The sequence below is a fragment of the Aeromonas sp. BIGb0445 genome, from assembly GCF_024809075.1.
Lineage (GTDB): Bacteria > Pseudomonadota > Gammaproteobacteria > Enterobacterales > Aeromonadaceae > Aeromonas > Aeromonas rivuli.
Window position 1 is genome coordinate 574,578 of record NZ_JANUES010000002.1, and the last position, 19,746, is coordinate 594,323.

The 19,746-nt window shown below is 58.5% G+C and carries 13 protein-coding genes; 3 read left to right on the forward strand and 10 right to left on the reverse strand.

Translation table 11 applies throughout. The features are described from left to right. Window positions 1-112 precede the first annotated feature (112 nt). From M2367_RS06255 to fabA, 3 genes are all read left to right on the forward strand, one after another. On the forward strand, window positions 113-505 hold the full coding sequence (locus M2367_RS06255; RefSeq protein ID WP_259236155.1) for a helix-turn-helix domain-containing protein: 393 nt from the start codon (window positions 113-115) through the stop codon (window positions 503-505). 50 nt (window positions 506-555) lie between these two features. Continuing rightward, the gene (locus M2367_RS06260) at window positions 556-2,532 is read left to right on the forward strand and encodes a Lon protease family protein (RefSeq protein ID WP_042042464.1); all 1,977 of its coding nucleotides are present in this window, start codon (window positions 556-558) and stop codon (window positions 2,530-2,532) included. Between the two features lie 115 nt (window positions 2,533-2,647). Further along, window positions 2,648-3,169 (forward strand): 3-hydroxyacyl-[acyl-carrier-protein] dehydratase FabA, encoded by a 522-nt coding sequence (fabA, locus tag M2367_RS06265; RefSeq protein ID WP_198135282.1) that lies wholly within the window; start codon window positions 2,648-2,650, stop codon window positions 3,167-3,169. 81 nt (window positions 3,170-3,250) lie between these two features. Here fabA and rmf read toward each other — a convergent pair whose 3' ends face one another. The 10 genes from rmf to pepN all read right to left on the reverse strand — a co-directional run bounded on the left by rmf (window position 3,251) and on the right by pepN (window position 19,642). Further along, the gene (gene rmf / locus M2367_RS06270) at window positions 3,251-3,427 is read right to left on the reverse strand and encodes a ribosome modulation factor (RefSeq protein ID WP_005905568.1); all 177 of its coding nucleotides are present in this window, start codon (window positions 3,425-3,427) and stop codon (window positions 3,251-3,253) included. A 162-nt stretch (window positions 3,428-3,589) separates the two neighbouring features. Continuing rightward, complete coding sequence (locus M2367_RS06275) at window positions 3,590-5,239, reverse strand: DUF3466 family protein (protein WP_259236156.1); 1,650 nt, start codon at window positions 5,237-5,239, stop codon at window positions 3,590-3,592. An 8-nt stretch (window positions 5,240-5,247) separates the two neighbouring features. Next, the gene (locus tag M2367_RS06280) at window positions 5,248-7,158 is read right to left on the reverse strand and encodes an ABC transporter ATP-binding protein (protein WP_259236157.1); all 1,911 of its coding nucleotides are present in this window, start codon (window positions 7,156-7,158) and stop codon (window positions 5,248-5,250) included. 85 nt (window positions 7,159-7,243) lie between these two features. Then, entirely contained in the window at window positions 7,244-7,468 is a 225-nt protein-coding gene (locus tag M2367_RS06285) for a glutaredoxin family protein (RefSeq protein ID WP_259236158.1), read from the reverse strand. Continuing rightward, the gene (gene rlmKL / locus M2367_RS06290) at window positions 7,468-9,612 is read right to left on the reverse strand and encodes a bifunctional 23S rRNA (guanine(2069)-N(7))-methyltransferase RlmK/23S rRNA (guanine(2445)-N(2))-methyltransferase RlmL (protein ID WP_259236159.1); all 2,145 of its coding nucleotides are present in this window, start codon (window positions 9,610-9,612) and stop codon (window positions 7,468-7,470) included. Before rlmKL ends, M2367_RS06285 begins: the two co-directional genes overlap by 1 nt. Window positions 9,613-9,881: 269 nt before the next feature. After that, a complete protein-coding gene (locus M2367_RS06295) occupies window positions 9,882-10,418 on the reverse strand; it encodes a cell division protein ZapC (RefSeq protein ID WP_259236160.1) in 537 nt (178 codons plus the stop codon). 99 nt (window positions 10,419-10,517) lie between these two features. Beyond that, window positions 10,518-11,528: a quinone-dependent dihydroorotate dehydrogenase gene (gene pyrD / locus M2367_RS06300; protein ID WP_042042455.1), complete on the reverse strand. Its 1,011-nt coding sequence runs from the start codon at window positions 11,526-11,528 to the stop codon at window positions 10,518-10,520. Between the two features lie 47 nt (window positions 11,529-11,575). Beyond that, on the reverse strand, window positions 11,576-16,417 hold the full coding sequence (locus M2367_RS06305; RefSeq protein WP_259236161.1) for an NAD-glutamate dehydrogenase: 4,842 nt from the start codon (window positions 16,415-16,417) through the stop codon (window positions 11,576-11,578). Between the two features lie 272 nt (window positions 16,418-16,689). Continuing rightward, a complete protein-coding gene (locus M2367_RS06310) occupies window positions 16,690-16,911 on the reverse strand; it encodes a DUF2835 family protein (RefSeq protein ID WP_042042453.1) in 222 nt (73 codons plus the stop codon). Window positions 16,912-17,017: 106 nt separating this feature from the next. After that, on the reverse strand, window positions 17,018-19,642 hold the full coding sequence (gene pepN / locus M2367_RS06315) for an aminopeptidase N (RefSeq protein ID WP_259236162.1): 2,625 nt from the start codon (window positions 19,640-19,642) through the stop codon (window positions 17,018-17,020). Window positions 19,643-19,746: the final 104 nt, after the last annotated feature.

Below are 19,746 nucleotides of genomic sequence, written 5' to 3' on the forward strand. Positions count from 1 at the left end.
TTTATTATGAATTGACTGAATTGAATCAGAACTATATCTAACTAACAACGGGTGACTTTTAGTGCTATTCGGTGTGTTATATGCCCACGAGAAAAAGTGAGGAGGCAGTCAAATGGACTCAAAAGCACTGATTCAGGCCTACATGAGGGCCAAAAAGCTCAACCAATATCAGGAAGTCGCCGCAGAGCTAGGTTTTACCAAGTCGCACATCTCAAGTCTGACGACTGGCAAGGTGCAACTCACTGATGCCACTGCAAAAAAGATTGCCAAGGAAATCGGCCTCGACGTGCAAGAGGTGCTGTTAAGTCTTGCCGCTGTTAGAGCCACCGATCCCGAACTCAAACAGGCTTGGTACGACATCCTGGCAAAGTACACAAAGGGAACAGGCACAGCGGTAGCCCTTGCCATAGCTGTGTTTGCAGCCCCCCTGAACGGGCCTAACCTAACTGCGCATAATGTATATTATGTTAAATCACATATTCCATTTCCTGTTACGTATATCTGAACTGTGTATAATGGCAACAATTGCTTCCTCTCTCCGACCGGATGTCTTAAGTGGCTGAATTAAAATCAGAACAACTGAAACCCGCTTTTGCGATTGACCGTTTTGTTCCCTTGAGCGAACTTGAACCCATTCCCTTCGCCGCCTTGCAACCCAGAGCCATCTCCGCCATCAAACGCCTGGCCAGTTTCGATGGCGATTGCCCGGTGATGCTGATCAACGGCTTCCCCGGCGCAGATTACGAGCAAGTGTGCCGCATCCTGATTGCCGATACCCATGGCAAGGATGGCGATCTGTTTGACCTCTGCTACACCGAGAATCTCAACAACCCGTACAAGCCTATCTGGCTGCGCCTACAACCTGGCTCCGGGGTCGAGTTTTGCGAAATGGTTGGCGAACTGCTCAAGTTGATGGGCCATCATCTGGATGCCGAGCGCCTCGTCACTCGCATCATGCGCAAGCAGAAAAATGACCCCAAGATAGCCGATTTTCTCTCGGACTTGGCGGCGCATGTCGCCCTCGGCCTCGAATTTCAGCACCCTGTACTCATCAACCTGCTTATCCATCACGACGAGCAGCAAGCCCCCGTGGTCTATGGCCGCGATCTCAACTGGGACACGCTGTTTGGCTCCATCAACTATCAGACTGAGCAAGGCTCTGTCTATGCCAACCAGCACCTGCTGGAGCCGGGTCTGATGCGTGAAGCCAATGGTGGCTATCTCATCTTGCAACTCGATGAGCTGCTCGATCAGCCCCATCTCTGGTTCAAGCTCAAGAATGCCATCTTCAAGGGCGAGCTGGACTGGAATGCCTATCAGGAAGGCAAGACGCTGACGCCTTTCTTTACCCCTGAGGCCACCCCCATTCGGCTCAAGCTGATCCTGGTGGGCGACAGGCTCGAAGTGGCCGAGTTCCAGATGCTGGACAGAGACATGTCCGAGCGGATCTTCCTGCGGGCAGACTTGGTTTCCGAGGTCGAAATCGACGATGAACTGCCCGACTTTCTCGGCTATCTGGCCTGGATCCGGCAACGCTGGTCGCTGCTCGACTTTACCCCGGCAGCCCAGGCCGCACTCTGTCGCCATGCCAGCCGACTCTGCGACCATCAGGAGTGGCTCTCTCTCTCAGAGGTACAGCTCACGGCCCTGATGCGTCTGGCCGACAGCCTGGCCCGGGAGTTCGAGGCCCAGATCATCGACCATGACCATATTGTGCACGCCCTGGCCGAGCAGGATTATCGCCTCAACTATCTGGTCGAACAGTCCGATCAGGGGGTCATCGATGGCCAGATCCTGTTGCAGACCGAAGGGGAAGAGATTGGCCAGATCAATGGCCTCTCCGTCATTCAGGTCGCCGGCCACCCCTATGATTTTGGCGAACCGGTGCGCCTCACCGCCACCGTTCACCTGGGGGATGGCGATGTGGCGGATATCGAACGCAAGGCGGAGCTGGCTGGCCATATCCACGCCAAGGCGATGATGATCATTCACGGCTACCTCTCCAACAAGTTTGGTGCCGAAAACCCCTCCCCGCTGTCAGCCAATCTGGTGTTCGAGCAGTCTTATCATGAGATTGACGGCGACAGCGCCTCCCTGACCGGGCTCTGTGCCCTGCTCTCCGCCCTCGCCCGTCAACCCATCTATCAGCACTTCGCCGTCACCGGCGCCGTCGATCAGTTTGGTAATGTGCAGGCGGTCGGCGGGGTCAACGAGAAGATTGAAGGCTTCTTCCGGGTATGCCAGATCCACGGTCTCAATGGTAAACAGGGGATCTTGCTGCCGGGCACCAATGCTCAGCAGCTCAACCTCTCCGATGAGGTGATCGCCGCCGTCGAGCAGGGCCTGTTCCATATTCACCCGGTAGATCATGTGGAAGAGGCCATCGAGATGCTGACGGGCTGCGTGGCTGGCGAGCCGGACATGGCCGATACCCTGTTTGGCCGGATCCAGCAGCGGCTGGACGATCTTAACGGCACCTTGCCAAAAACAGGCATAATGCGCACCATACTGGGCCGTCTGTTTGGCCATTAACAAGTGATCGGAGTTGTTTAGCGCACAAGTGTACGCTAGATTGGCTCCGCTTTGACTCATATGAAGGATACACAGCGTGACCCAAGATAAAACCGCCTCCGCAGCTCCCCTCTCCCTGTGTGAACAAGGCAAGAGCTCGTTCTCTCGCGAAGAGCTGCTCGCTTGCAGCCGTGGCGAACTGTTCGGTGAAGGTAACAGCCAGTTGCCCGCCCCCAACATGTTGATGATGGATCGCATCGTCACTATCAACGACAACGGCGGCGAGCACGGCAAGGGTGAAATCGTGGCAGAGCTCGACATCACGCCAGACCTCTGGTTCTTCGATTGCCACTTCCCGGGTGATCCCGTCATGCCGGGCTGTCTGGGTCTGGATGCCATGTGGCAACTGGTTGGCTTCTTCCTTGGCTGGAAAGGTGGCCCCGGCAAAGGCCGCGCCCTGGGCGTGGGTGAAGTGAAATTTACTGGCCAGATCCTGCCGACCGCCAAGAAGGTCAGCTACAAGATCACCTTCAAGCGTGTCATCAACCGCAAGCTGGTAATGGGCATTGCCGATGGCGTGGTCGAGGTGGATGGTCGTCCCATCTACAGCGCCACCGATCTGAAAGTGGGTCTGTTCAAGGACACCACCAGCTTCTGATATCGCCGCCTTGCGCGCACGATACGCAATGCAAAGGGGCCTGTCGGGCCCCTTTCCTGTCTTTGAATGGTGATGAAGTCACTACTTCATGAAGAGTCCTGAACTCCGTCCTTCCATGGCATCACGCCACCCTCCCAGCCAATGGCCACGAGCGTCCAGACACTGATACGGACAAGATTCGCTATTTTTACCGACAACGCCTGCCTGATAACCGCGAGCGCGAGCTCTTTCCAGACGGTCCCGTTTTTGTCTCTTCATATTCTACAACCCTCTTCGTTGAACGAAAAAAGCGACCAATTTTTCATCGGTCGCTTTCATCATTAACGCAAGGGTAAAGGCAGGTCAAACAAAAATTCCGATGCTAATCAGGCCATGTGACACAAGACACTGAACTGCATTAAATTTTTATGACTCACTTTTTTAGCCTCGACGACGCAGCCAGGCAAAGGGCAGACCCAACAGAGTCAACCAGAACAGGCTGCCACCACCACCGCCCTCGTCACCATCCTGACCAGTCTGGTTGACGACCGGAGGATTGGAGACAACGCGATTCGCCGGTACACCTTCGTAGTTGGTGCTATCCGGGCTCAGCTTGATGCTGACTACGCTCGCATTGATGCGGTTATTCAGATCGCTCTCATTGGCGTAACGGAAAGCCGTCGCCGCTATGGTGCCATCGGGGCTGATGCCACTGGCATAAGCGATATGGTAATAGACACCATTCTGGCTGCAGCTCTTGCTGCCGGCATCATTCAGACCACAGATGAGATCGTTCAGGTACCAGTTGTTGCCATTGGCGGCGCTCAGCAGGAAGGCCTCCTGCATGCGGTTGGTACCGCCAGTCACCGGCTGGGTCTGATGGCGAGAGTCACGCCAGCCAACCACCATGTTGTGATCGTTGATGGCGGCCGCTTCCGAGTTGGCACCGTTGATCGGCTTGTCCTTGAGGGGCACGCTGGCGTTGCTGCTCGGGCTGTTCAGGTTGAAGACAAACATCTCGGTCGGGCGGTTCTGGCCCTTGTTGGTGCCAAAGCGCTGGTTACCGATGACGTAGCCATTGGCGTTGACGCCGCTCGCCCAGCTGCCGCGCAGGCTGGCATCGCTGTCATCAGGTTTCCCCTCTGACAAGGGGATGGCGGTGGTGGCGCCAGTACTCTTGCTGGCCAGATCCAATGTCCAGTAAGTGGCCAGATCCAGGCTGTGCTCCGACACTTCCTCGTCGGTGGCAGAGTAGCCCACGGCAACCCAGCTGCCATCCTTGAGCTTGACGGCCTGAGCGGCAGAGGCGGTCTGCACCATGTTGCTGTCATTGTCGTAATAGCTGCCCGGCTGGAACAGGCTCACGGCACCATTGTCCACCAGCCAGAAGGCGGCCTGGGTGTCGGTACCGGGGCAATAACGGTAGTCACCGAAGTTGTCGTCATCACCGTTGAAGCAATCTTTGTATTCGTCGGTGTCGACCTTGCGGTTTTTGCCGGTGGCCGCAGTGCCGGTGATCAGATACTGGCTGCCACTGACCTGCGCCACACTGGTGGCACTGCTCAGCACGTTGGTGCTGTTGACCTTGTAGTTACCTTCCAGAGCCACCTGATTGCCGCTATCGATAACGGCAAAGGCGGTGCGGCTATTGGCCAAGTTGTTGACCGCATTCTTGCTCGCCTTGTAGCCGACGTAGGTGCCGCTCTCCGGGCCCATGGCCACGGCAAGGCCATCGGTCTCGCTGCCAGAAACCCCTATGCTGTCGCGCTGGGAGGTGGCATCGAGGAAATCACGGCGCCAATCAAAGCCAAAGTTCGCATTGTCTTCCCAGAAGGCGTCACAGACATCCCCAGAGAGGATGCAATCCTGCTCGAAGCGGAATCTGTCCACCAGGAAGTCGGAGAAGGGAGTGGTCGAGAAGAAATTTCCCGCATCATTTTTCGGCTTCACCGCCAGCACACTGTTGTCCGCGCTGATCCCGGTCGCATAGCCCTGCCCCACTTCCGTTATCTTGAAGAAGGGGTTCTGTGCCGCCTGCGCATTGAGGCTGGCGCCGACCAGTACGGCCAGTATGGATAATTTCTTTTTCATCTACGTCCTTAGTCCTGATGTTTCAACGCTTCCAACTCCTCCCAACGGGAGAAGGCCTGATCCAGTGCTGCTTCAGCAGCACTCAGGGCATTTAGCTTCTGCTGTGTCTGCTCGGCACTGAGCGAGAAGAAGCCGGGCTCATTGACTTCGCCCTGCAATGTATCAAGTTCGGCTTCAAGTTGCTCCAGTTTTGCTGGCAACTCATCAAGCTCCAACTGCACCTTGTAGGAGAGCTTGCGGGCCTTCTTGACGGGCTCGCTCGCCACTGCGACCGTCTCTGTCACCTGCGCTGCTTTAGCCGCCTTGACAGGCTGCGCCGCTTGCAGGGCACGGGTATCCATCATGTCGGCATAGCCGCCCACATAATCACTGATGCGGCCATCCCCTTCAAACAACCAGCAACCGGTGACCGTATTGTCGATGAAACGACGATCATGGCTTACCAGCAGCAGGGTGCCGGGATAGTCCGCCAGCAGCTCCTCCAGCAATTCCAGCGTTTCGACATCCAGATCGTTGGTTGGTTCATCCAAAATCAACAAGTTACTGGGCTTGAGGAACAGTTTGGCCAACAGTAGACGGTTTTTCTCACCCCCTGACAAGGCCTTGACCGGGGTACGGGCCCGCTTGGGCTCAAACAGGAAGTCCTGCAGGTAGCCCAGAATGTGGCGAGAGCGGCCACGCACCATCACTTCCTGCTTGCCCTCCCCCACGTTGTCCATCACCGTCTGCTCGGGATCGAGCTGATCGCGATACTGGTCAAAATAGGCCACTTCCAGCTTGGTGCCGCCCTTGACCACGCCGCGGCTGGGCTCGAGTTGACCGAGCAACAGCTTGATAAGGGTCGACTTGCCACAACCGTTGGGGCCCACCAGGGCAATCTTGTCGCCACGCAGCACTTGCAAGTCCAACCCCTGGAACAGGGTGCGATCGCCAAAGTCCAAGCCAAGCCCTTCGGTCTCGAATACCAGCTTGCCGGAGCGATTGACGTCGTCCATCTGCAGCTTGGCCTTGCCCTGCAGCTCGCGGCGCTGACTGCGCTCCATGCGCATGGCTTCGAGGGCGCGAACCCGGCCTTCGTTACGGGTACGGCGGGCCTTGATCCCCTGACGGACCCACACCTCTTCCTGGGCCAGCTTGCGATCGAACTCGGCGTTCTTCAGCTCCTCGACCCGCAGCCACTCCTCTTTCCCGAGCAGATACTGGTCGTAGTTGCCGGGCCAGGAGGTGATCTCGCCGCGATCTAGATCGATGATCCGGGTCGCCAGCTTGTGGATGAACTCCCGATCGTGAGAGATAAAGACGATGGCGCCACGGAAATCTTTCAGGAACTCTTCCAGCCAGTTGATGGCCTCGATGTCCAGGTGGTTGGTCGGCTCATCGAGCAGCAGCAGATCCGGATCGCAGGCCAGGGCCCGGGCCAGGGCCACTTTACGCAGCCAGCCGCCGGAGAGGCTGTCCAGGGTCGCGTCGGGGTCGAGGTTGAGCAGGGTCAGCACCTGGCTGATGCGGGTCTCGAACTGCCAGCCATTCTGGTAATCGAGCTGCTCTTGCAGCTCGCTCATGATGCGAATGTTGGCGTCGGAGGGATCGTGGGCCAACTCCATGGAGATATGGTGATACTGCTTGAGGATCTCGCCCACCCCGGCCAGCCCTTCGGCGGTGTAGTCAAACACCGTCAGATCGCTGGAGGCGGGAGGATCCTGCTCGAGGCGGGTCACCTTCAACTCCTGCTGCTGCACCATGCGGCCGTCATCGAGGGGCAATTCACCGGCGATGACCTTCATCAGGGTGGACTTGCCCGCCCCGTTGCGGCCCACCAGACAGAGACGCTCACCGCGCTCTATGCTCAGTTCGGCATTGTCGAGCAGCGGGAAATCACTGAACGACAGACAAGCGCCGTGCAATGTTAATAAAGCCATGTCTTTTCCTTAATTCTTCATGAAAAAGCGGGACAGACCCGGTCTGCCCCACTCTCAATATCACAGGTACACAATAGTGATCCGTTTACGCCTTCACCCAGTCGTCAAGCTCGGTCAGGGTGAAGGGCCAGCCAAGCTCTCGGCCGGCCTCATCTCGCAGCACCGGGATGCGCACCCGGTAAGCGGCCAACCAGTCGACATCCTCCATGATGTCGCACTGGCGGGTCTGCGCGGCCAATCCCGCCTCCTCCACCAGCTGCCAGGCCTGCTCGCACAGGTGACAGCCGTCGGTATGAAACAGGGTCAGCATCAGCCGGCATCTACCGGTGTGTCTGCGTGGGTGATCAACCAGCAGTTGTGGATGTGCACGTTGCGCTCGAAATCTTTTGGCCGGGTCTTGCTGGTGATGTTCTGCGCCTTGAGGCCCGCGGCTTCCAGGCCGGCCAGATCCATCTTGAAGTGACGCTTGTTGTTGGAGAACACCAGGGTGCCGTCCGCCGCCAGCAGACGCTTGAGGTGTTGCAACAGCAGCAGGTGATCGCGCTGCACGTCGAAGCTCTCGTCCATCCGCTTGGAGTTGGAGAAGGTGGGCGGATCGATGAAGATGAGATCGTATTGTCCATCGGCCTCGGAGAGCCACTTCAGGCAGTCGGCCTGCACGAACTTGTGCTGACGACCGACCTGGGAGTTCAGACGCATGTTGTCCTGCGCCCAATCCAGATAGGTGTAAGACATGTCGACCGTAGTGGTCTCGCTAGCCCCCCCCAGCGCCGCGTGTACGGTGGCACTGCCGGTATAGGCGAACAGGTTCAGGAAGCGCTTGCCCTGGGCCATCTGGCCCAGCATGCGGCGGGTCTGACGGTGATCCAGGAACAGGCCGGTATCCAGGTAGTCATAGAGGTTGACCCAGAGGCGGGCACCGTACTCCTGCACTTCCATCCGGTGCTGCTCGGTAGAGAGCTTCTGATACTGCTGCTTGCCCTCCTGACGCTCGCGCACCTTGAGGATCACCTTCTCGCCGTCCATGCCGGTCACCTTGATGGCGGCCTGCACCATGTCGAGCAGACGCTGACGGGTCTTCTGGGCGGGGATGTCCTTGGGCGCGGCATACTCCTGCACCACCAGGTAATCCTGATAGCGGTCGATGGCAGCATTGTATTCCGGCAAGTCCGCATCGTAGATGCGGTAGCAGTCGATGCCCTCTTTACTGGCCCACTTCTCCAGGGTCTTGAGATTCTTGCGCAGCCGGTTGGCGAAATCCTGGGCCACCTCTTTCTGGGAGGCCACGGAATCCAGGGCAATCTGGTAGTTGCGCAGTTGACACTCGAGCGCGCCGTTGAACAGGCGATACTGCTTGTCGGCCCGCAGGCGCAGACAGCTCAACAGTTCAGGGGAGGCAGACAGAATGGAGACGCGCCAGCCCTGGAAGCTGCGACGCAGGGCATCGCCCAGCGCCTGGTGCACTTCGAGCAGGGCCGGGAATTCGCCCAGACGCTCGCCATAGGGCGGGTTGGAGATGAGCATGCCCACCTGACGGGCCTCGCCTTCTACCGCTGGCATCGGCAGCGGGTTCTCCAGCGCAGTCACGTCGGCCTGCTTGAAGGTGATGAAATGATCCACCCCGGCCGCCTTGGCGTTGTCGCGGGCCTTCATCAATACGCGAGGATCGGCGTCACAACCAAACAGCTTGACCTCACAGCGCTGCATGCCGCGCTTGGCACGCACCTGGGCTTCCATCATCAGGCTCTGCCACAGATCAAAGTCATGCTGCAGCCAGCGATCGAAACCGAACCGCTCGCGGCGCAGGGCAGGTGCCATGTCGGCGGCGACGAAGGCCGCTTCGATAAGCAGGGTGCCGGAGCCGCACATGGGGTCCATCATCGGCTCACCGGCCCAGCCGCTGCGGGCTATCATGGCCATGGCCAGATTCTCTTTGAGCGGCGCCTCGCCGGTGCCCTGGCGATAGAAACGCTGGTGCAGCGCCGGGCCCGACAAGTCCAGGGTGATATTGGCCTTGCCCTTGCCCAGGTGCGCCATGATGCGAATATCCGGCGACTTCTTGTCGATGTCCGGGCGCACATGGCCGCGCTTGGTGAAGCGATCGACGATGGCATCCTTGATCTTCAGCGCGCCGTATTGGGTATTGCGGATGGCGGGGTTGGTACCGGTAAAGTCCACCGCTATGGTGGCGGTACCGGGGAAGTGCTCTTCCCAGGCAATGGTGTGGGCGCCCAGATAGAGATCCAGATCGTCGTTCATCTGGAACTCGGAGAGCACCAGCACGATGCGGGAGGCAAAGCGGCTCCACAGGCAGGCCTTGTAGCCAATGACCAGTTCGCCTTTGAAATGGACGCCGGCCACGGTCTCACGGACCTGCTCTGCGCCCAGGGTGGTCAGCTCGTCGGCCAACAGGTTTTCCAGCCCCTTGGGGCAGGTTGCAAAGAATTCTTTCATCACGCTCACGGGGATGCCATAAAAAGTGCCGTATTATACCTCATTCACGGCCAGCTTGGCGCCCCGATCATCGCCCCCTCCCCCTCAATTCATCACCAATCGCCCAGAAGTGCAGCAACGGCGACCGTCATATGCTCAGAAGCATCATCCGGAGCGCTCACTCAAGGGGGATAGAACCGTTCAGCACGAGGGGGGATAGGGGCTATCGAGTGGCTGTTGCACCAAGAGAGCGAGTCATTGAGCAGGAAGCGGCAATGGGGGGATGTTAATCAACTGACCTGGCGCAGCGCTGGCGCGGCTTGATGGTAGTGACCGAAGCGATTGTTCATCACCTTGATCACCGCAAAGCGGGGCATCAGCTTGTTGCCGCTGAGCATCAGCTCCCCGGTGAGGTTGAGGCAGACACTGGCCTGCTCCCCGGCCTCGATCACCATGAAGGAGCCTTGACCATCCTGGGTATGCATGATGACCAGCTCCCCTTGTTGCGGCGCCATCAGTTGGCCCAGTTCAATAAAGAACCAGCTTTGGGGCATCAGGGGTTTATAGAAGCGGCGCACAGCGAGGGCATTTAATACCAGCTGTACCTGTTGAGGGATGCTCCAATTGAGATCGGCTGCATGGTCCATCAGCTGATAATAGAGGGACGCATCTTCGACACAAAAAGCTTGAGTAGCAAATGAGGCGGGCACCAACTGACGACCTTGATATTCTGTCGCGAATACCATGTCATCGCTCAGCTCCAACATCAGGCGGTCGGACTTCGCATCATAATGCCATTGCCATTGATCGTTTGGTTGGAGAAACATGAGGCGCCCTTCCTTGCTGCTGTAATTCGACTTTATTATATGTCGATAATTTCAGCAACGTTAATTCGGGGCGCCCTTATATTAAATTGACTAAATGCGTCAGATATTGGTCACGATCTCTTTGACCAAGGCCGGTCCTTTATAAATAAAGCCGCTATATATCTGAACCAGCGTAGCCCCCGCCTGCAGCTTCTCGCGGGCGGCCAGGGCACTGTCCACTCCCCCGACACCGATAATAGGCAAGGCACCTTTTAATTCCTGTGCCAATAGACGGATAACCTCGGTGCTCTTGTGCTGCAAGGGGCGACCACTCAATCCACCCATTTCACCAGCATGGGGCATGTCATAGATCATGTCACGGGCTAGCGTGGTATTAGTGGCGATGACCCCATCGATCCCATTTTTAATCAAGGATCCTGCAACTTGCTTAATTTCATCCAGACTAAGATCCGGTGCAATTTTGACCGCCACAGGAACATACTTCTTATATTGTGCCGCCAGGAGTTGCTGACGTTCCTTGAGGGCTGCCAGTAGATCATCCAGCGCCTCCCCATACTGCAACTGACGCAGACCAGGTGTATTGGGGGATGAAATATTGACCGCAATATAACCGGCATGATCATAAACCTTGTCCATGCAGATCAGGTAATCATCCTTGCCATTCTCAATGGGCGTATCTTTATTCTTGCCGATATTAATACCGATCACCCCCTGGTATTTCGCGGCCTTGACCCGCTCGACCAGGTGATCAACCCCCAGGTTATTGAAGCCCATGCGGTTGATGATCCCCTCTGCCGGTACCACCCGAAACAGCCTGGGCTTGTCATTGCCGCTCTGGGGTTTGGGGGTCACAGTCCCCACTTCGATGAAGCCGAACCCCATGGCGCCAAAGGCATCTATGCACTCGCCATCTTTATCGAGTCCCGCGGCCAGGCCCACCGGGTTGGCAAAATTAAGCCCCATACAGGTGACGGGGCGCGTTGGCAGGGATTGACGGAAGAAGATATCGAGGGGCGTGCCATGAAGGCGGGAGAGCTGTTTGAGAGAGAGTTCGTGAGCCTTTTCCGGATCGAGCTTGAACAACAAATGCCTGGCGAGGGGGTAAAACATCTTTGCTCCTTAAAAAAAGCCCCGGCAACTGGCCGGGGCTTTCATGGTTATGCCGATGCTCGGCAATTCAACTGGAGCAGGTTCAACTCCCGCAAGGCCACCGAGAACTTGGCGAACTCGTGAGTACTGGTGGTCTTGAAGTCGGCCAACATATGGGTCCAACGGGACAAGAGTTGCTCATGCTCCGCAATCCAGTTGGCCAGTATGGTATCGCATTCTCCCTGATCTTTGCACCCTTCCAATACCACTGAGGTGAGACTGCGTTGCTGCCAGTCCAGATCCTCGCGGAAGGAGGCTCTGGCCATTGCCTGCCAGTGGTTGCCCACCGGCTGATGGTTGACCTGCTCCAGGAACCAGTGCAGGTCCAGCTTGGCACCGAGCCGGTAGTACACATTGGCCACCCGCAGTATGTCGCTGTGCTGATCCGCCGCAATCTGAGCCAGATCCAGCGAAGAGAAGAGGCTGCTCATGTGGGCGACCTGACGGGCGATATGCTCAGGCACCTGTTTGGCCACCAGGGTTTCGACGGCCTGGCGATGCTCGGCCACCTCGCTCTCCTCCATCACCTCGTAGAGGTGCTCGCCCAGGGTCTCGAAGGCGGGACGGAAGAAGGCGATGTTTTCGCTGATGCTCCAGCTGCGGTTGCGGGCACGCAGGAACCAGCGGGTGGCGCGGCGCACGATGCGGCGACTGGCAAACATCAACTCGAGCTGAGTCTCGGCACTCACCTGGTTATCCAGGGATTCGATGTCCCGCCACAGGGGGTCGAAACCGAACACTTCGCGGGCCATGGCGAAGCAGGCGGCCACTTCGGCCACCGAGGCGCCGGTCTCATCCTTCATCCGGGTCGCAAAGTTGAGCCCCATGTCGTTGACCAGCATGTTGGCCACGCGGGTGGCGATGATCTCGCCGCGCAGCGGATGCTGGGCCAGGGCCTCGCCGAAGCGCTGCTGCAACTGCTCGGGGAAGCTGGTGACCAGCATGCGGGCCAGGAAGGGCTCATCGGTGATCTCGGGGCAGTTGAGCTGCTCCTTGAGCACCATCTTGCCGTAAGCCACCAGCACCGCCAATTCGGGGCGGGTCAACCCCTGCCCTGCCGCCATCCGCTCGGACAACTCCTCATCCGATGGCAGGAACTCCAGCGCCCTGTCCAGCTTGCCTTCACGCTCCAGCCCCTGGATGAAACGCTGCTGCTCTTTGAGCTGATCCGCCGCGCGGTAACTGGTAACCGAGATGGACTGGGATTGGCGATAGGCGTTGGTCAGCACGATATCGGCCACCGCATCCGTCATCTCGTAGAGCATCTGGTTGCGCTGCTTGAGGGTCAGATCCCCTGCCGCCACCAGCTGGTTGAGCAGTATCTTGATGTTGACCTCGTTGTCGGAGCAATCTACCCCGCCCACGTTGTCGGTAAAATCGGTGTTGATGTGGCCGCCCTGGCTGGCGTATTCGATACGACCCAGCTGCGTGAAGCCCAGGTTACCGCCCTCACCGACGATACGGGCACGCAGGTCGCGACCATTGACGCGCAGGGCATCGTTGCTGCGATCCCCCACCTCGCCATCGCTCTCTTTGTGGCTCTTGACGTAGGTGCCGATGCCGCCATTCCAGAGCAAGTCCACGTTCAGGCAGAGCAGTGCCTTGATCAGCTCGTTTGGCGCCATGCTGGCCTTGTCGGTGCCAAGCAGGGTCTGAATTTGCGGGCTCAGCTTGATGGACTTGGCCGAGCGCAGGAAGATGCCGCCCCCTACGGAGATAAGCTCACGGTTGTAGTCGTCCCAGCTCGAACCCGGCAGCTCGAACAGACGCTTGCGCTCGGCGAAGGTGCTGGCCGCATCCGGGGTCGGGTCGATGAAGATGTGCATGTGATTGAAGGCGCCGACCAACAAGGTGTGCTCGGAGAGCAGCATGCCGTTGCCAAACACGTCACCGGCCATGTCGCCTATGCCCACGCAGCTGAAGTCGGTGGTCTGGCAGTTGATCTCAAGCTCACGGAAGTGGCGCTTGACCGACTCCCAGGCGCCCCGCGCCGTGATGCCCATCTTCTTGTGGTCATAACCGACCGAACCGCCGGAGGCGAAGGCATCGCCGAGCCAGTGACCATATTCATGGCTGATCTCGTTGGCGATGTCGGAGAAGGTGGCGGTGCCCTTGTCGGCCGCGACCACCAGGTAGTAGTCATCCTCGTCGTGGCGTACCACCTGTTTGGGCGGGATCACCTCCCCCTGGAGGATGTTGTCGGTGACATCGAGCAGGCCGCGGATAAACAGGCGATAGCAGGCCTTGCCTTCCTCCTGAATGACGGCGCGGGCGGCACCCACCGGCATCTGCTTGCAATAGAAGCCGCCCTTGGCGCCGACTGGCACTATGACGGTGTTCTTCACCTGCTGCGCCTTGACCAGACCCAGCACTTCGGTGCGGAAATCTTCCTTGCGATCGGACCAGCGCAGCCCGCCCCGGGCCACCTTGCCCCAGCGCAGATGCACCCCTTCCACCCGCGGCGAGTAGACGAAGATCTCGAACTTGGGCAGAGGCTGTGGCATGTCGCTGATACCGGATGGCGCCAGCTTGAAGGAGATATAGGGCTTGATGTTGCCTTGCGCGTCCGGCTGATAATAGTTGGTGCGCAGGGTCGCCTCTATCATCTCCATGTAACGGCGGATGATGCGGTCATCGTCCAGGTTCGCCACCAGATCCAGCTTGGCCGTCAGGGTGTCGTGCAGCGTCTGCAGCGCCGCGCCATCCTGGTTCAGTGCCGGATCGAGGCGAGCCTCGAACAGAGAGAACAGCAGCTGGGCCAGCTCGGGATAACGGGTCAGGGTCTCTTCGATATAGGACTGGCTGAAGGAGACGCCGGTCTGGCGCATGTACTTGGCATAGGCGCGCAGCACCGAGACCTGACGACCGGTGAGGCTGGCGCCCAGCACCAGGCGGTTGAAACCATCATCTTCCAGGGCCTTGTTCCAGACGCTGGCGAAGGCCTGCTGGAAGCGCTGCTGGCTCTTGGCCAGGCTGAAGGGCTGATCGCCACGCAGCAGCATGGAGAAGTCGAGGATCCAGAACACTTCGCCATTGGGGGTCTTGACCTCATAGGGGGTCTCGCCAATGACCCTCAGCCCCATGTTTTCCAGCATGGGCAAGACATCGGACAAGTGGATCGGCTCGGTGCGGTGGAACAGCTTGAGGCGCACCCGGCGATCGTTCTCCTCTTCCTGAGCACGGTAGAACAGCATGCCAAGGGGCTCGGCTTCGCTCAGGTTCTCCAGGGCGATGATGTCGGCCACGGCGGAGCCCGGCAGCACGTCTTCTTTGTAAGCACGGGGGAAGGCATCGTTGAAGCGGCGGCTCAGTTCATTGCCCTGGGCCTCGCCATAGTGGGCAAGCAGCACCGAATCCAGGCGATCGTCCCAGCTGCGGGCGGCTTCAATCAGGTTGTTCTGCACTTGGTTCACGTCCACATCCACGTTGTTATTGTTCACTCGAACTATGTAATGGGTCCGGGCCAGCACGCCTTCGGAGAAGTAGACATTGAACTCCACCTCTTCGTTGCTGCCGAAATGCTGTTGCAGGATCTGCTGGGTCTTGACGCGCAGCGCCGTGTTGTAGCGCTCCTTGGTGACATAGACCATGCAGGAGAAGAAGCGGCCGTACACATCCCGGCGCACGAACAGGCGCAGCATGTCGCGCTCCTGCATGGCCAACACCCCGAGACCGGTGGCGAGCAGCTCCTCTTCCCGGGCCTGGATCAGCTCATCACGGGGATAGGTTTCCAGTACATTGAGCAGTGCCTTGTAGGCGTGGGAACCCTTCTCGTGGCCAGAGGCCACCATGATGCGCTCGAGGCGGTGGCTGATGAGGGGGATCTGGGTGGCGCTGGTGTTGTAGATGGAAGAGGCGTAGAGACCGATGAAGCGATCTTCGCCTATCACCTTGCCATGTTCATCGAAGCGTTTGATGCCGATGTAATCCACGTAGGCCGGTCGATGGACCCGGGACTTGCTGTTGGACTTGGTCAGGATCAGCAGATGATTGGAGAGGGCCGCATGACGGGCACTGGCGGGCATGGTGCCCAGACGCTGGCCCTCGTCCTTGATGGAGTTCTTCATCAGGCCAAGGCTCGAATCGGGCTGGGGCAGGATCTCGTGATCCCCCTCTATCGCCTTGACGTCATAACGGCGATAACCCATCAGGGTGAAGTTGTGGGCGGCAACCCATTTGAGGAAGGAAACCGTGGACTCCACCTCTTCCTTGCTCACCGGACTGTTGCGTTTTGGCAGATCCTCGATGATCTCGTTGAGGCGCGCCAGCATGGGCTGCCAGTCACCTACCGCCAACGCCACCTCCCCCGCGACCGAATCGAGTTCGGCGGCCAGGGCGGCCATCTGTTCATCCGAGGTCAGGTGATCTATCTCGATGAGGAAGGCGGTCTCGGCCGATGTCTGCTGCGCCGTCTGATCCAGATCCAGAATGGCCTCTATCTTGCCATCCTTGCTGCGAATGAGGTGCAGAGGTTGATGCAGCATCATGTGCGCCGTGATGTTGAGACGCTTGAGGGTCATGCGGATGGAGTCCACCAGGAAGGGGGAGTCCTGCAAAATAACTTCGACTATGGTGTGCGGTGACTGCCAGCCATGACGGGTCAGCTCCGGGTTGTAGACCCGGATATAGGGCGCCGTGCTGTCCCGCTGGTTGAGGGCATTCCACAGGCTCAAGGCGGCGCCATACAGATCGCTGTCATTGCGATCATGCAGATCATCGCTCGCCATGTTGCCGTAGAACTTGGCAACGAAGCGCTCGACCAGGGAGGCACTCTTCTGAGGCAGTTTTTGATGGATCAGGTTGAGAACGTTTTCGAGCAGAACTGAGGTAGGGGCGTCTTTCAATGCCATTGCTATATTCCTTATCGGACCGACATCACCGACAGAGACATCCACCCTGGATGCCCACTGGTACAGAGTTGTGCGAAGTGTAATGGGTCGGATCCCGGAAGGCGAGCAAAGCTGATAATGGAATGTTAAAAACTAGCGGCAGATCACGGCTCAAGCTGTCATAAATTTTGCCATCTGCTTAAAAAACAGAAAATACCACTGATAAAATGCGTTTTAACCTGATAGTTAGTGACTTTAAGCAGATAATTACGCGGTTTACTGTTTGGTTTTTGTTAATTTATGCGTTCCAGGCCGATAAAGCGATGATCGTCCTGAGTCTTGAGCAAGAAACGACCATGAACCCCTTCCTGCCCGACGAAAGGGCGGATTTTATCCAGTCCCAGTTCCAGCGTCAGTCCCTGATCAGAGCGCACCACCAGACGCCGGGCATGGCCCTGATACATCAGCAGTATCTCGTCTCGCGACAGATGTAATCCGAAGGTGAATTGCTTCATACCCTTGCCCTCCTCTACCACAGTTCAGCTCGCCTCGTCTGGAGGCTGATTCACGACAAACAACAGGGCCGGACATGCGCCCGGCCCTGTTTTTCTTAGCAACGACTTACTGGGCCAGCGCCTTGGCCACCTTCTCGTAGAGATCCCGGGCCAAGTCGGGCAAGGCCTGCAACCGCAGCAGTTCGGTACGGATCAGGCGCTTACGCTCCTCATCCAGTCGCTTGAACTGGATAAGCGGGGTGATGAGGCGCGAGGCCACCTGGGGATTGATGCTGTTGAGCTCAATCAAGATGTCGGTCAGGAAACGGTAACCCGCGCCATCTCTGGCATGGAACTGCACCTGGTTGCCCATGGCAAAACTGCCGATCAGCGCCCGCAGTCGATTGGGGTTGCGAATGCTGAACGTCGGGTGGGCCATGGCCTGCCTGATCTCGCCGAGTACATCGGAGGCAGGCTTGGCGCCGACCAGACGCAACCAGTTGTCCAGCACCAGGCCATCTTTGGCCCACTTGCCTTCAAAATCGGCCAGCAGTGCGGCCCGGCATGGCAGCAGATGCTGGTTGGCAATCTGCAGGGCGGTCAGGGTGTCGGTCATGTTGTCCGCCCCCTGGTATTGCTGACGCACCAGCCGATCGGTCAACTCGTCATCCAGACGCGCCAGATAACCCAGCACTACCCCCTTGAGGGCCCGTTTGGCCATGTCATCGTGGACCACCCGATAGCCATCGAGCAGCAGGCTCTGATAGCTGGCGAGCAGGCGATCGCCAAATGTCTGGGCCAGGGCTGTGCCTATGGCACCCCGCACGGCATGAATGGCGTCGATGTCGGCCACCTCGAACAGCTCGGCCAGAGTAGCCTCCCCCGGCAGGGCCAGGATCTCGGCCTTGAGGGCGGGATCCAGCCCGGCTTCGTCCAGGATGGCCACGAAGGCAGCAACCAGATCCGATGACAGCGTCACCTCTTTCCCCAGCTGATGCGCGGCCACATTGGCGATCACCGCCTTGTTGATCAGCATCTGGGCGGCATCCCAGCGGGCAAACTCGTTGCGGGCGTGGCGCATCAGGAAGGCAAGATCCCTGTCGCTGTAGTCATAGTGCAGCTTGACCGGCGCGGAGAAGTCCCGCAGCAGGGAGATCACGGGTTTGGCAGGCACCCGATCGAAGGCGAAGGTCTGCTCCGCTTCCAGCACGTCGAGCACGCTGCCGATGGCCTTGCCCCGGTTCTGCAGCGGGATCACCGCACCCTCGGCATCATACAACTCGATATCGAGGGGGATGTGCAGCGGCAGCTTCTGGGGTTGATCCTGAGTCGGCGGCGTGTGCTGGCTGACATGGAGGCGATAGACGCCGGTGGCGGCATCATAGTCGTCACGGACTGTCAGCTCAGGGGTGCCGGACTGACTGTACCAGCGGCGGAAACGGGTCAAATCGACCCCGGAGGCATCCTCCATCGCCTGCACGAAGTCATCGCAGGTGGCGGCCGAGCCGTCGTGACGCTCGAAGTAGAGGCCCATGCCGGCCTGGAAGGCAGCTTCCCCCAACAAGACATGCAGCATGCGGATCACTTCCGAGCCCTTCTCGTAGACGGTCAGGGTGTAGAAGTTGTTCATCTCGATCACCACATCCGGGCGGATCGGGTGGGCCATGGGGCCGGCATCTTCGGCAAACTGCGGGCCGCGCACGGTGCGCACGTTGTTGATGCGGTTGACGCCGCGCGAGCCCAGATCCGAGGAGAACTCCTGATCCCGGAACACCGTCAGTCCCTCTTTGAGGCTGAGCTGGAACCAGTCGCGGCAAGTGACTCTGTTGCCGGTCCAGTTATGGAAGTATTCGTGCCCTATGACCCGCTCGATGCCGTGATAGTCGCTGTCGGTCGCGGTCTGCGGATTGGCCAGCACGAACTTGGAGTTGAAAACGTTGAGTCCCTTGTTCTCCATGGCGCCCATGTTGAAGAAATCCACCGCGACGATCATATAGATGTCGAGGTCGTATTCGAGGCCGAAGCGCTGCTCGTCCCAGCGCATGGAGTTGATGAGGCTCTCCATGGCAAAACCGGCGCGGTCCAGGTTGCCCTTGTCGACGAAGATCTCGAGGGCCACCTCGCGCCCGCTCATGGTCACGAAGTGATCGCGCTGCACGTCGAAGTCACCGGCCACCAGGGCAAACAGGTAGCTGGGTTTGGGGAAGGGATCCTGCCACTGCACGAAGTGGCGGCCGCCATCCAGATTGCCGCTCGCCACCTTGTTGCCGTTGGAGAGCAGATAAGGGAATTTCGCCTTGTCGGCGGTGATGCGGGTGCTGTAGCGGGCCAGGATGTCGGGTCTGTCCAGGTAATAGGTGATGCGACGAAAGCCCTCCGCCTCACACTGGGTGCAATAGGCATCACCGGACTTGTAGAGTCCCTCGAGGGCCGTGTTGGCGGCGGCATCCAGGTCGGTGACTATGGTCAACACGCACTCGGCGGGCAGGTTGCTGAGCCGCAGCTGGTTGTCGGTCAGCTCATACTGCTCACAGGCTACCCCGTCGATGCTGATGCTCACCAGATGCAGATTTTCGCCATCCAGGATCAGGGCTTCATTGTGCTCGCCGTTGCGGCGGACTCGGGAAATGGCGGTGACCCGGCACAGGGGTTCCTCGAGCTGAAAGTCGAGATCTATGCTGTCGATCCAATAGAGAGGGGCTTGATAATCCTGGCGATATTTGGCCGTCATGGCCTGATGGTGATCGGTCATTATTATGTGCTTCCACGCTTGTTATGGGCGTAACGAGGCTGTCACAAGCCCATCCTTGGGTCAAATGGTTTACATTCAGGCAAGAAAAAGGGCGACTGTGATGT